Below are 12501 nucleotides of genomic sequence, written 5' to 3'. Positions count from 1 at the left end.
GCGACCACCCCACCGGAGACCCCGTGCCCCGAAGATTGCTCGTCCTGTCCGTTCCCGCTGCCCTCCTCGCCGTCCTCGGCGGCCTCACCCTGACCGGCTCGCTCGCCGCGACCGACCTGCTCGACCCCGGACCGCTCGTCCGCTACGCCCTCCCCCTGGCCCGCACCGTGCACGACCTCGCGGCCGCCCTCACGATCGGGTTGCTCGTCCTCACCGCGACCGCGCTGCCCGGCGGCAAGGACGTCACCGGCCCGGCCCGGACGGTCCGCACGACGGCCCTGCGCCACGCCGCGATCGCCGCGACGACGTGGTGCGCGGCGGCCGTCGCGACCCTCGTGCTCACCTACGCCGACGTGGCCGGGATCCCCCTGGGCAGCCCCGGGTTCGGCGCCCAGTTCTGGTTCTTCCTCACCGAGCTCGACCTCGGGCGCTCGCTGGCCGTCTCGGCGCTCGCGGTGGTCCTCCTCGCGATCGGGTGCTGGCTGGCCCGCAGCCTCACCACCGTCGGGATCCTCGCCGCGCTCTCCCTCGCGGCCCTGCTGCCGCTCGGCCTCGCGGGCCACGCGTCGGGGACCAACGACCACTCCCTCGCCGTCGACGGTCTCGTCCTGCACCTGCTCGGGGTGTGCGTCTGGGCGGGCGGGTTGGCCGCGCTGCTCCTGGTGCACCGCGGCCTCGGGGAGCACCTGCGGACCGTCGCCGGACGGTTCTCCGCCCTGGCGGGTGCGTGCTTCGTGGTCGTCGCCGCCTCCGGGGTCGTGAACGCGTGGTTGCGGGTCGGCAGCTGGGACGCGATCGCGACCCGCTACGGACTCCTCGTCGTCGTGAAGTCGGTCGCCCTGGTGCTGCTGGGGATCGCGGGGTGGCGCCAGCGGGCCCGGGTCCTGCCCCGCCTGGGCGACGGCTCGCGCGCCTTCGCCCGGCTGGCGGCGACGGAGGTGGTGCTGATGGCGGTGACGTTCGGCGCATCGGTGGCCCTGTCCCGCAGCGCACCGCCCGTCCCGCAGACCGCGACCGGTCCCGGTGCGCAGCTCGAGGCCCTGCTGGGTTTCCCGGCTCCGCCGGCGTTCTCCCCGGTCCGGTTGTTCACCGAGTGGCACCTGAGCCTGTTCTGGGCCCTCGTCGCGGCCTGCCTGGCGGGCTTCTACCTCGCGGGGGTCGTGCGGTTGCGCCGACGCGGCGACCGCTGGCCGGTGGGGTCCACGATCTCCTGGGTGCTGGGGTGCGCGCTGCTCGTGTACCTGACCAGCGGCGCGCCCGCGCTGTACGGGAAGCTCACCTTCTCCGCGCACATGGCCCAGCACATGGGACTGACGATGGTCGTCCCGCCGTTGCTCGTCCTCGGGGCACCGGTGACGTTGACGTTGCGGGCCGCGACGGCGCGCCGTGACGGTTCCCGCGGTCTGCGGGAGTGGGCCCTCGTCCTCACCAGGTCGCCCCTGCTGCGCCTGCTCGGGAACCCGGTCGTCGCCGGGGTGCTGTTCGCCGGGAGCCTCTACGCGTTCTACTACACCGGGTTGTTCCAGCAGGCCCTGCTCACCCACACCGGGCACATGGTGATGACGGCGCACTTCCTGCTGACGGGGTACCTGTTCTGCTGGGTCCTCATCGGCCGCGACCCGGGCCCGCACCGCCCGCCGTACCCGTTGCGGCTGGTGCTGCTGCTCGTCACGCTCTCGTTCCACGCGTTCTTCGGGGTGGCCCTGATGTCGGGTTCGGAGGTGCTCGCCCCGGCCTGGTGGCACGCGCTCGGGAACACCGACGACGCGGCCCTGCTGGCGGACCAGCACACCGGCGGCGGGGTCGCGTGGGGTGCGGGCGACATCCCCACGGCCGTGCTCGCGGTCGGGCTGGCCATCGCGTGGGCCCGTTCGGACGAGCGGGAGGCGCGACGCACCGACCGCAAGGGTGACCGGGACGGCGACGTCGACCTCGCCGCGTACAACGCCCACCTGGCCGAACTGGCCCGTCGCGACGAGTGAGCGGAGGGGCACCTACCGTCGCCGGGGCGTCGCGTGGTCAGATGGGGTCCGACGATCCTCCTCGGCATCCCGGTCCGACGGCTCGCACGAGACCGACAGCGGGGTGACACCGTGGGAAGCACGAGGACGAACAGCGCACGGCGCGGCCCGACCCGCCGGTGACGGCCGCCGACCGCGTCCGCGCGATCCTCCTGGAGCTGGGTCGTGACGGGGCGAGGCTCGCGGACATGCCGTCCGTGCTCGTCGACCTGTGCTCGCGGGCCCTGCCGGTGACCGGGGTCGGCCTGACCCTCATGACCGGCACCGACTACCCCGCCGGCCTGGTGGCGGCCTCCGACGGGGTGGCGGTGGCGCTGGACGACCTGCAGTTCACCCTGGGCGAAGGGCCCTGCGTCGAGGCCTCCCGCACCGGTCGTCCGGTGCTGGTGCCGGAGCTGGCCAGTGCCGACGCGCTGGTGGGCGGTGCCCGGTGGCCCGTGTTCAGCGCCGAGGCCCTCGCACTGGGCGCCGAGGCCGTCTTCGCGTTCCCGCTGCGGGTGGGCGCGATCCGGATCGGGGCCCTCGACCTCTACCGCGACCGCACCGGGCCGTTGGCGGACGACGACGTCGCCGAGGCCCTGGCCTTCACCGCGACGGCGACCGCCGTGCTGCTGCACCTGCAGGCCCGGCAGCCGATCGCGAGGCGCCCGGGACTCGCCGAGCAGGACGGGGACGCGCCGGTCGGTGCGTTCCCCCAGCTCGGCCCGTGGACGATGCCCCTGGCCCACGACCGGGCCGTGGTGCACCAGGCGACGGGCATGGTGAGCGTGACCGCGGGGGTCGGGATCGTCGAGGCGCTGGTGCTGCTCCGGGCCCGGGCGTGGACCGACCAGCGCACGGTCGACGAGGTGGCCCACGACGTCGTCGCGGGGCGGCTGTACTTCGGGAGACCGACGTGACTCCCGGAACGGGAGGACACTGGGACGAGCAGTCAGGGGGACGACCTGTGGAAGACGACGACGTGACCGGACAGCGCATCTCGGAGGTCTTCGTCGAACTGGCGAGCACCCTGGTCGACGACTTCGACGTGGTCGACTTCCTGCACCTCCTCACCGACCGGTGCGTGGAGCTGCTGGCGGTGAGTTCCTCGGGGATCGTGCTCTCCGACGAGAGCGGGCGGCTGCAGGTGGTGGCCAGCACGTCGCGCACCACCCACGACCTGGAACTGCTCGAACTGGAGACCCACGAAGGTCCCTGCGTCGCGACCTTCGCCACCGGCGACCCCATCGTCAACCTCGACATGGCCACTGCCGCGGTGCGCTGGCCGACGTTCGCCGCGGCCGCCGCCGAGACCGGTGTCGTGCGCGCGACGTCCCTGCCGCTGCGGTTGCGCGGACGCGTGATCGGTGCGCTGAACCTCTTCTCCGACGCCGGGGAACCGTTGGCCGACACCGCCGTCGCCCTCGGCCAGGCGCTGGCCGACGTCGCCACGATCGGGCTGATCAACGAGCGCTCGCTGCGCGAGCGGACGCTGCTGTCGGAACAGCTGCAGAACACGTTGCAGAGCCGGATCGTCATCGAGCAGGCCAAGGGCGTCCTCGCCGCGCGGGCGGGGATCGGCGTCGCGGACGCCTTCGTCCGGTTGCGTCACCGGGCCCGCCGCACCGGGGTACCGCTGACGGTGCTGGCCGATGCGGTCGTCGCGGGGGAACTGCACCTGGACGCCACCGGGGCGGCGCTCCCGATCGTGGGAGCGCCGCACTCCGAGTCGTCCTGAGGGGGAACCCGGTCACACCGGTTCCGACGCCACCTGCGCGGCCGTGACGTCGCCGCAGGTGGTGCCGTGGGCGGCCTGGACCCGCGGGTCGTCCTGCACCAGACCGGTGGCGACCGTGGTCTTCGCCCCGTTCTCGGCGATCGAGTGCTCGGCGCTCACGGTGACCTCCGTGCGTTCCACCGTCCAGGTGCCACCGGTTCCCGACGTGGCGTTCTCCCCGAACAGGTGCAACCCGTCGGCCTGCTGCTCGCAGGTCAACCCGGTCCCGTAGTCGGTGAACCCGAGGCTGAACGAGTACTGCCCACCCGTGACCCCGTTCACCGGGACGAGCGCGGAACCCTCGACGCGGTAGTCGTACAACTGCACCGACCGCCCGGTGTCGAGGAACACCACCGGTGCGCCCGAGGCGAGCACGGCGGCCGAGGCGGTGGCGGACTGCGGTGCGGCGCTGGTGAACTCCACCGACGTCGCGCCGTGCGAGGTCGTCACCACCCCGAGTTCACGCTTCCCGTCGACCTGGGCCAACCAGAGGGTGTCGGGGGCGCCGTCACCGTCGAGGTCGACCGTCGTCGCCGTCCCGGCACCCGCGGGGACGCCCGAGGATGCGGCCGGGGGTGCGTCCACCGGGGTCTCGGGGCTCATCGGGGTCATCGTCATGGGCGTCGGGGCCGTGGACGTCGGGGCCGTGGCGGTCGGCGACGCCGCAGCGGTGCTGCTGGTGCTGGTGCTGCTGGTGGCCGCGCCACTCCCCGTCGAGCAGGCGGCGAGCAGGGCGAGGGCCGCCCCACCCACCACCACGATCGCGGGGCGTCGGGCGGTCGTTGCGGAGTTCATGGTCTTCCTCTCCTGTGTCCTGTTCCGGACAACCTCTCGGACGCGCAGGAGCTTCCGGCGGTTGCGTGCCCACCTGCGCCACCTGCGCCACCTGCGCCACCTGCGCCACCTGCGACGCTGTCCGACGTGACCCTCGACCCTCGCGCGGCCCCCGAGACCCCGGAGAACCTGGAACGGGTGCGCACCGACCGGTTGACGCTGAGCCGGCCCACCGCGGACGACGTCGAGGACGTGTTCCGGTTGTGCTCCGACCCGGCCGTGTGGGAGCACTTCCCCAGCCGCCGGCACACCCACCCGGGCACGACCGCGGAACTCCTCGAGCACGTCGGGCAGAGCTGGGAGGTCATCGGGTTGGGCAGCTGGGTCGCCCGCGACGCCGAGGGCCGTCTCGTCGGTACCGGCGGGTGCGACCTCCGGCTCGGGCTGGCCTGGAACCTCGGGTACCGACTGGCCCGCGACGTCTGGGGCCGGGGTTTCGCCCAGGAGGTCATCCGCGCGGCCGTCGCTGCGGCGCACCGGGTCCGACCCGACATGGCCGTCACGGCCTACCTGCTGGAGCACAACGGGAAGTCGAGGGCCGCCGCCGAGCGCGCGGGGCTGGACCTGGTGTGGACCGGACCGGACGCGGGGAACCCCGACCGCGACGCCGTCCGCCTGCTCTACGCCGACCGGGCGCTGAGCCGGATCGTGCTGCGCGAACTCACCGCGACCTGACCTTCGGCTTGGCCCGGACGTGCATCCGCTCGCCCTGCACCCCGAACACGGCGAGGACCTCGGTCGGGCGGGTTCCGGGGTTGCTGATGCGGTGCGGCAGGCGGGTGTCGAACTCCGCCGCCTCCCCCGAGGTGATCTCGAAGTCGTCGCTGCCCAGCCGCATCCGCAACCGGCCGGACATCACGTAGACCCACTCGTACCCCTCGTGCACCCCCTGCTCCTCGCTCTCCTCGCCCGCCCCGGGGTCGAGGACGACCTTGTAGGCGCGCAACCCGCCGGGCGCGGTGGACAGCGGCAGGTACGTCACCCCCTGCCGCACGACCGCCTTCCTGCTCGCCTTCCGGGCGGGCCGGACGAGTTCGTCGAGGGTGACGTCGTGGTGGCCGGCCAACGGCAGCAGGAGTTCCAGCGTGGCCCTGCGCCCCCCGGACTCCAGCCGGGACAACGTGCTGACCGAGATCCCCGTCGCCGCGCTCACCGCCGCCAGGGTCTCGTCCCGGTCGGTGCGCAGCCGGCGCAACCGGGGCCCGACCCCGTCGATGAGCTCCCGGACGTCCACACCCCACGAGAACACGCGAGTTGCCGTTCCGGCAACACCGCTGGAGTTCCCCCCGGCCCGAGCCGACGCTGGCCCCATGACCCAGAGCGTGACCCGGAACTCCTACGACGTCGTCGTGGTCGGCGGTGGGGCCGCCGGTCTGAGCGCCGCCACCGCCCTCGGCCGCGCCCGCCGCCGCGTCCTCCTCGTCGACGCCGGCGAACCCCGCAACGCCCCGGCCCACGGCGTGCACAACTTCCTGACCCGGGACGGGATCGGCCCCCTGGAACTGCAACGCCTGGGCCGGGAGGAGGTCCGGCGCTACGGCGGGGAGTTCCTCGCGGCCCGCGCCACCGGGGCGAGCCGGCGGGACGGGCGCTTCCGGGTGGAGACCACCGCGGGCGGCGTCGACGCCGCCCGGCTCGTCGTCGCCTCGGGTCTGTCCGACGAGCTCCCACCCGTGCCGGGGTTGCGGGAGCGGTGGGGTCGCGACGTGGTGCACTGCCCCTACTGCCACGGGTTCGAGGTCGCCGACCAGGCCCTCGGGGTCGTCGCCACCAACGCCCTCTCCAGCCACGGGGCGTGGTTGTTCCGGCAGTGGAGCGACGACGTCGTGTTCTTCCAGCACACCGCTCCCGAGCTCCCCGCGGAGCGTCGTGAGGAACTCCTGGCCCGCGGGGTGCGGATCGTCGAGGGCGAGGTCGTCGAGGTCGTCAGCACCGACGACGCGATCTCCGGGGTCCGCCTCGCGGACGGGACGGTCGTGCCGCGCCGGGTCCTCGTGGTCGCCGCCCCGGTCCGGGTCGACTCCCCCGTCCTCGACGCCCTCGGCCTGGCCCGGGAACCCGTCGTGGTGGGCGACGTCGAGATCGGGGAGCACTACCCCTCCGGCCCGGGGGGCGCGACGTCGATCCCCGGTCTGCACCTGGCGGGCAACGTCACCGATCCGATGGCCCAGGTCGTCACGGCCGCGGGGGCCGGACTGGTGGCGGGGGCCGCCGTGAACGCGGGGCTGATCGCCGAGGAGACCGCCGCCGCGGTCGCCCGCTTCCGAACCACCTCCTGACCCGGCGTCGACGCGTTACGGTCGGAGGACCGGGTCCGGGCGGAGGGGGTGGGTGTGCGTCGACGGTGGTTGCTGGCCGCGGGCGGGACGACGCTCGTCCTCACCGCCGGCGTGGGGTCGATGGTCGTGCCGGAACGGACCGAGGCCGCTCCCCCGCCCCGGTTGCTGACCGAGGCGTCCTGGCACACCCCGGACCCGGAGGCCGACGCGGCCTGGCTGGCCGAGGGGGTCGTGCCGGGCGCCGACGGAACCTACGCCGAGATGGTGCGACAGGGTCTGCTGGACCTGCGCGCCCTCACCGCCGGCAGCGGGGCCGTCGCGGCCGGGCCGGCCCGGAGCTGGAACTACGCGTGGCCGCGGGACTCGGCGTTCGCGGCCGTGGCCTTCGCCCGCACGGGCCACACCGACGACGCGACCCGCGTCCTGCACTTCCTCGCCGACGTGCAACTGGACGACGGCGGGTTCGAGGCCCGCTACCTGCTGGACGGGGAGGGAACCCCCGACGGTCGGCGACGCCAGGACGACGGCGCGGGATGGACGCTGTGGGCCCTGCGCGAGGTCCTCGACGCCGACCCGTCGCCCGGTTCGGCGCGGGAGCGGGCGCAGGCGTTGCGGCCCGTCCTCGACGCGGCGACGGAGTTCGTCCTGGGTCGGACCGACGACGGGGAACGGTTGCCGGACCCCTCCTCCGACTACTGGGAACGTCGCGAGAGCCTGCTCACCCTCGGAACGGCCGCCCCGCTGGCGGCGGGTCTGCACGCCGCGGCGGCGGTGTACTCCCGGCTCGGGGAACGAACCCGCGCCCTGTCGGTCGACCGGTGCGCGAACCGGCTGGACGCCGCCGTCCGCGCGCACTTCGCACCGGCCGGCTTCGCCCGCTACGCCGAACCCGACGAACCCTCCGGCGGGGTCGACGCGGCGGTGACGTTCCTGCTGCCGCCGTTCACGGCGCGGGCCGAACGTCCTGTGCTGGCGGCGTTCGACGCCTACCAGGTGGCGGCGCTGCGTCCGGCCGGCGGGTTGGCCCCGGGGTCGGGGTGGAAGCAGGACGGGATCTCCTGGACGCCCGAGACCGCCCTCGTCGCCTACGCCGCGGCGAGCAGTGGCCGGCCGGCCCAGGCCCGCGCCTGGCTCGACTGGTTGAACTCGCACCGGACCGGCTGGGGCGCGATCCCCGAGAAGGTCCTCGCCGACGGTTCACCGGCCGGACCCGCCCCGCTCGGCTGGTCGGCGGCGTCCGTCGTGCTGGCCGTCGACGCGCTCTGACCCACGGCAGGGGGCCAGGACCGCGCAGGCGCGGGGTCGCGGGTCGCGACCGGCCGCGATCGGGTGGCGTGGAGGTCTTGCGCAGACTCGCACCTTGCGTGTTAGCTTCCCCACGGCTGCAGGTCACCGCAGCTCCTCGATCGTTTCGTACGCCCGCGGAGTGCCTGCGGGCGTCGCCCGGACCACAGGTCCGGCGTGACGTTCCCCCTCAGCCCGAGTCCCGCGGTCGTCGCGGGGCTTGATCGACCGGAACGTGTTGGAGAACAAATGGCCCAGGGCACCGTCAAGTGGTTCAACGCTGAGAAGGGCTTCGGCTTCATCGAACAGGACGGCGGCGGCCCCGACGTCTTCGTGCACTACTCCGCCATCGGTGGCAACGGCTACCGCTCGCTGGAGGAGAACGCCCGCGTGGAGTTCGAGGTGACGCAGGGCCAGAAGGGTCCGCAGGCCGAGGACGTGCGGGTTCTCTGAGACCCTCTCGACCACAAGTTCAGGGCCCTTCCACGCACGCCGTGGGAGGGCCCTGCGCCGTTCCCGGGGTGGTTCGTGGAGCGCCTCACGAACGTTCCGGCCGGAACTCCAGCCGGCGCCCCAGACCGGTCGTGACGACCACCACGGCGATCGTCTCCGCAGCGATCAGCCCCACCAGCACCAGCAACTGCACGCGGGCCGCTTCGAGCGGGCCGGCCCCGCCCAGCAGCAGCCCGACGAACGCCCCGGGCAGCGTCACCAGACCGACCGTCCGGGTCTGGTCCAGCGCGGGGGCCAGCGCCCGCGCCGCGGCCGTCCGGCCCAGCGGCGCGACGGCCTGCGCCGGGGTGGCCCCGATCGCCAGCCACCCCTCGACGCTCGCCCAGTCCGCGTCGACGTCGTCGAGCATCCGGCGTCCCGCCAGCGTCGTCGCGCTCATGGCCCCGCCGATGAGCTGCGCCGTGAAGGGCAGGACCTGCAGGACGTGCCACTGCAGGGCCCCGGTGCCCACGACGACCACCGCCGAGACCACCGCCCCCGACCCGATCGCGAGCGCCGTCACGGGCCAGACCCGGGCGGAGGCCAGCCGCCGCGCGGACGTCCAGGACGCGACGCCGAGGGCGAGCGCCAGGTAGAGCGGGGCGAGGAACGGGGTCCGCAGGACCAGTCCGAGGACGAGTCCGACGAGGACGATCTGCACGACGGCGCGGGCCACGACCACGACGACGTCGCGCCCCTGCCGGAGGCCGCCGAGGTGCCCGACCCCGACGGCGGTGCCCGCGAGCAGGACGAGGGCGAGCCCGACGGGGAGGACCTCCCCCCAGGCGATCACGAGCCGCTGACGCGGGCCAGGACCTCCGGGGCCCGGCGGTCCAGCACGGCCCCGCCCTGGGTGATGCCCAGCCACGTCCACAGCCCGCAGAGGACGATCCCGACGGGCAGCGCGATCCAGCCGGCCCAGGCCGGGCCGACGAGGGCGAGGACGGCCGGGACCAGCGCGGGCAGCGCGAGGGCGGTGGTGAGACCGGACGTCGCGAGCTGGGCGAGCACGGCGGCGGCCCCGGCGCCGCGGGGCTGCTGGAAGGGGTTCGCCCCGGGCGGCGGCGCGGGGTAGGGGGCGAGGGCGCTCGCGACGCTGGAGACGCCGAGACCGGCCCCGAGCAGCCCGAGGGTCGCGCCGAGGACGGCGGGCACGAGGTCGGCGTGGTCGCTGAGCACCGCACCGGCCACGGCGACGACGAGGGCCACCGGGACCTGCCACAGCGCCGCGGCGAGGACGCGACCGGCCCGGTCGTCGCGGCCGCGGACCCCGGCGGCGACGTGCAGGGCGAAGGCGGAGTGGTCGTAGGCGACGTCGTTGTGCAGCGACCAGCCCATCACGAAGGCGAGCGCGGGGCCGGCGACGAGCAACCAGGCGCCGAAGCCGCGGCCCTGGGAGGCGGGCAGCACGACGACGAGGAGCGGGATCACCAGCAGCGACGCGGCGCTGAGCAGGTAGCGGGGGTCGCGGCGCCAGTAGCGGCTGCAGCGCACGGCGACGGCGACGGCGGGACTGGCGGGCAGCCGGTCCAGGACGGGGTGGGTGCGGGTGTCGACGCGTGCGCCCCCGGTGTCGCCCCGACCGGTCGGCCCGGTGCCGGCGGGTCCGAGGGCGGCGGTCCAGGCCCAGAGCAGCCCGGCGAGGACGAGGAGCGCGAGCAGGAACCGCAGCAGCGCCGTGCCCCAGCGGCCGTCGGCGGCGTCGGCCGCGGCGGCGAAGGCGAAGCCGGGTGGGGTCCAGCCGGCGACCCCGGCGATGTCGCGTCCCAGCTGCACGACGTCGCCGGCGCGTTGCAGGGCGACGTTGAACCCCGGTCCGATGCCGACGGCGAGGACCCCGCCGAGCACCGCGAGCGCGTCGCGGGTGCGGCGTCCGCGCAGGACGGCGGCGGCGACGGTCGTCGTGGTGCGCGAGGCCGCGACGGCGGTGAGGACGCCCACGGCGAGGGCGACCAGGCAGAACGGGACCGCGGGGACGGACCGGGAGAAGGACACGACGACGGCCACCGCGAGCAGGGCCGTCGCCACCCCGGGGATCCCGACGAGGCCGCCGAGGAGCAACCCGGGGACGAGGGCACGGCGCGGGACCCCGAAGGTCGCGAACCGGCCGGGGTCGAGGGTCTCGTCGACGCCGAAGGCGACCAGCGGCAGGAACGCCCACCCGAGGACGGCCAGGGTTCCGCCGCCGACGACGACGGGCCCCGCGAGGTCCATCGGGCTGAACCGCAGCGCGACCAGCCCCCCGCCCAGCGACAGGACGAGCACGAGCGCCCAGACCGCCCCGAGGACGAACGCCACGAGTTGCCAGCTGCTGCGGCGGAACCCGTTGCGCAGCAGCAGGAGCTTGAGACCGACGAGGGTCCGCAGCGGTGGCGCGGTCACCGCAGCCAGTCCAGGGTCCCGGACACGTCGCGCCCGCCGCCGACGAGGTCGACGAAACGTTCCTCGAGGGTCCCTCCGCCGCGGACGGTGGACAGTTCCCCCGCGGCGAGGACCTGGCCGGCGGCGATGACGGCGACGTGGTCGCACAGTCGTTCGACGAGGTCCATGACGTGGCTGGAGAGCACGACCGTCCCGCCGCCCCCGACGTAGGCGGAGAGGATCGAGCGGATCGTCGACCCGCTCACCGGGTCGACCGCCTCGAAGGGTTCGTCGAGGACGAGCAGCCGGGGGGCGTGGACGAGCGCGCAGGCCAGGGCGACCTTCTTCGTCATCCCGGCGGAGTAGTCGACGACGAGGGTGTTCCCCGCCTCGGACAACCCCAGCGCGTCGAGGAGTTCACGCGCCCGCGACTCGACGACGTCGCGGGGCATGGCTCGCAGCAACCCGGCGTAGCGGACGAGTTCCAGGCCGGTGAGGCGGTCGAACAACCGGACGCCGTCGGGCAGCACACCGAGGAGGCGTTTGCCGCCGATCGGGTCGGCCCAGAGGTCCTGGCCGAGGACGAACGCCCGCCCGGCGTCGGGTCGCAGCAACCCGGTCGCCATCGACAGCGTCGTCGTCTTGCCGGCACCGTTGGGGCCGACGACCCCGTAGAAGGAACCCGCGGGCACGTCGAGGTCGATCCCGGCGACGGCCACCTTGGCGCCGAACCGCTTCGTGAGCCCGCGCAGGGAGAGCGCCGGCGCCCCGTGCTCCGGCGCGGTCATCGCTGCAACCGGTACCGCAGGTCGGTGCGGGCGGCGGGCCACTCCTGGTCGAGGATCGAGAACACCACGGTGTCGCGGTAGGAACCGTCGGGCCAGATGTCGTTGTTGCGCAGCACACCGTCCTGCTTCGCGCCGAGGCGGGCGATCGCGGCGCGGGACTGGTGGTTGTGCCAGTGCGTGCGGAACTCGACGGCGATGCAGCGCAGTTCCTCGAAGGCCCGGGTGAGCAGCAGCAACTTGGTCTCGGTGTTGATACCGGTGCGTTGCGCGCTCTTCGCGTAGAACGTGGACCCGATCTCGAGCTTGCGCGCCGCGGGCCGCACGGCCATGAACGTCGTGGCCCCGCACACCTCGCCGGTGTCGAGACGGCGGACGGCCCACGGCGCCATCTCGCCCCGGGCCTGCAACCCGAGCCGCCGGTCGATCTCGGCCTCGACGGCGTCGGGCGCGGGGATGTGGGTGTACCAGGTCCGGTGCAGGTCGCCCTCGGTGACGACGGCGCGCAGCCCGTCCGCGTGCTCGTGGCTCAGCGGTTCCAGCACCACGCGTGACCCGGTCAGCGTCACGGGGGTGGAGAACTCGGCGGACGGGGTCGTGGGGGACTCGCTCACCCCCCGACCCTAGCCACCCGCCCGGCCGCCGGCCCCCTCCCCGGACCCCCGTCGTGGAGGGGGACCGGGGTGAAC

The 12501-nt window shown here is 74.5% G+C and carries 13 protein-coding genes; 7 read left to right on the top strand and 6 right to left on the bottom strand.

The genetic code is table 11. The annotated features are described in order from the left end of the window. The first annotated feature begins 23 nt into the window (after window positions 1-23). From OG218_RS15470 to OG218_RS15460, 3 genes are all read left to right on the top strand, one after another. Window positions 24-1982, top strand: a complete 1959-nt coding sequence (locus tag OG218_RS15470; RefSeq protein ID WP_328294123.1) for a cytochrome c oxidase assembly protein — start codon at window positions 24-26, stop codon at window positions 1980-1982. 227 nt (window positions 1983-2209) lie between these two features. Then, window positions 2210-2920, top strand: coding sequence for a GAF and ANTAR domain-containing protein (locus OG218_RS15465; protein ID WP_328294122.1), 711 nt, complete (start codon window positions 2210-2212; stop codon window positions 2918-2920). 62 nt (window positions 2921-2982) lie between these two features. Next, on the top strand, window positions 2983-3738 hold the full coding sequence (locus OG218_RS15460) for a GAF and ANTAR domain-containing protein (protein WP_328294121.1): 756 nt from the start codon (window positions 2983-2985) through the stop codon (window positions 3736-3738). A 12-nt stretch (window positions 3739-3750) separates the two neighbouring features. On the opposite strand, the gene OG218_RS15455 is transcribed toward OG218_RS15460, so the two are convergent. Continuing rightward, window positions 3751-4572: a hypothetical protein gene (locus OG218_RS15455; protein WP_328294120.1), complete on the bottom strand. Its 822-nt coding sequence runs from the start codon at window positions 4570-4572 to the stop codon at window positions 3751-3753. 126 nt (window positions 4573-4698) lie between these two features. Between OG218_RS15455 and OG218_RS15450 the strand changes: the two genes are divergently transcribed. Next, window positions 4699-5286 carry a GNAT family N-acetyltransferase gene (locus OG218_RS15450; protein WP_328294119.1) on the top strand — a complete coding sequence of 196 codons (588 nt, stop codon included), beginning with the start codon at window positions 4699-4701 and terminating at the stop codon, window positions 5284-5286. On the opposite strand, the gene OG218_RS15445 is transcribed toward OG218_RS15450, so the two are convergent. Further along, complete coding sequence (locus OG218_RS15445) at window positions 5273-5860, bottom strand: helix-turn-helix domain-containing protein (RefSeq protein WP_328294118.1); 588 nt, start codon at window positions 5858-5860, stop codon at window positions 5273-5275. The genes OG218_RS15450 and OG218_RS15445 overlap by 14 nt on opposite strands. 61 nt (window positions 5861-5921) lie before the next feature. On the opposite strand from OG218_RS15445, the gene OG218_RS15440 reads away from it, so the two are divergent. From OG218_RS15440 to OG218_RS15430, 3 genes are all read left to right on the top strand, one after another. Further along, window positions 5922-6890 carry an NAD(P)/FAD-dependent oxidoreductase gene (locus OG218_RS15440; protein ID WP_328294117.1) on the top strand — a complete coding sequence of 323 codons (969 nt, stop codon included), beginning with the start codon at window positions 5922-5924 and terminating at the stop codon, window positions 6888-6890. 54 nt (window positions 6891-6944) lie between these two features. Then, a complete protein-coding gene (locus OG218_RS15435) occupies window positions 6945-8156 on the top strand; it encodes a hypothetical protein (RefSeq protein ID WP_328294116.1) in 1212 nt (403 codons plus the stop codon). 267 nt (window positions 8157-8423) lie between these two features. Beyond that, window positions 8424-8627, top strand: a complete 204-nt coding sequence (locus tag OG218_RS15430; protein ID WP_328294115.1) for a cold-shock protein — start codon at window positions 8424-8426, stop codon at window positions 8625-8627. An 85-nt stretch (window positions 8628-8712) separates the two neighbouring features. Here the strand turns inward: OG218_RS15430 and OG218_RS15425 are convergent, their stop codons facing one another. Genes OG218_RS15425 through OG218_RS15410 form a run of 4 tightly spaced genes read right to left on the bottom strand, consistent with a single transcriptional unit; the run spans window position 8713 to window position 12426 of the window. After that, the gene (locus tag OG218_RS15425) at window positions 8713-9459 is read right to left on the bottom strand and encodes an ABC transporter permease (protein ID WP_328294114.1); all 747 of its coding nucleotides are present in this window, start codon (window positions 9457-9459) and stop codon (window positions 8713-8715) included. Next, window positions 9456-11048 carry a hypothetical protein gene (locus OG218_RS15420; protein ID WP_328294113.1) on the bottom strand — a complete coding sequence of 531 codons (1593 nt, stop codon included), beginning with the start codon at window positions 11046-11048 and terminating at the stop codon, window positions 9456-9458. The genes OG218_RS15425 and OG218_RS15420 overlap by 4 nt, the downstream gene beginning before the upstream one ends. Then, window positions 11045-11815, bottom strand: a complete 771-nt coding sequence (locus OG218_RS15415; protein ID WP_328294112.1) for an ABC transporter ATP-binding protein — start codon at window positions 11813-11815, stop codon at window positions 11045-11047. The genes OG218_RS15420 and OG218_RS15415 overlap by 4 nt, the downstream gene beginning before the upstream one ends. Further along, a complete protein-coding gene (locus OG218_RS15410) occupies window positions 11812-12426 on the bottom strand; it encodes a GNAT family N-acetyltransferase (RefSeq protein WP_328294111.1) in 615 nt (204 codons plus the stop codon). Before OG218_RS15410 ends, OG218_RS15415 begins: the two co-directional genes overlap by 4 nt. Window positions 12427-12501 lie beyond the last annotated feature (75 nt).

The sequence above is a fragment of the Kineococcus sp. NBC_00420 genome, from assembly GCF_036021035.1.
Taxonomy (GTDB): domain Bacteria; phylum Actinomycetota; class Actinomycetes; order Actinomycetales; family Kineococcaceae; genus Kineococcus.
The sequence above is the reverse complement of the archived record's forward strand: the minus strand, read 5'-3'. Positions and strand labels throughout refer to the sequence as shown.

Bases quoted from the DNA above. Each gene is read 5' to 3' on its own strand.
- OG218_RS15465 (WP_328294122.1), top strand. From the start codon at position 2,210: ATGCCGTCCGTGCTCGTCGACCTGTGCTCGCGGGCCCTGCCGGTGACC.
- OG218_RS15455 (WP_328294120.1), bottom strand. From the start codon at position 4,572: ATGAACTCCGCAACGACCGCCCGACGCCCCGCGATCGTGGTGGTGGGT.
- OG218_RS15440 (WP_328294117.1), top strand. From the start codon at position 5,922: ATGACCCAGAGCGTGACCCGGAACTCCTACGACGTCGTCGTGGTCGGC.
- OG218_RS15430 (WP_328294115.1), top strand. From the start codon at position 8,424: ATGGCCCAGGGCACCGTCAAGTGGTTCAACGCTGAGAAGGGCTTCGGC.
- OG218_RS15415 (WP_328294112.1), bottom strand. From the start codon at position 11,815: ATGACCGCGCCGGAGCACGGGGCGCCGGCGCTCTCCCTGCGCGGGCTC.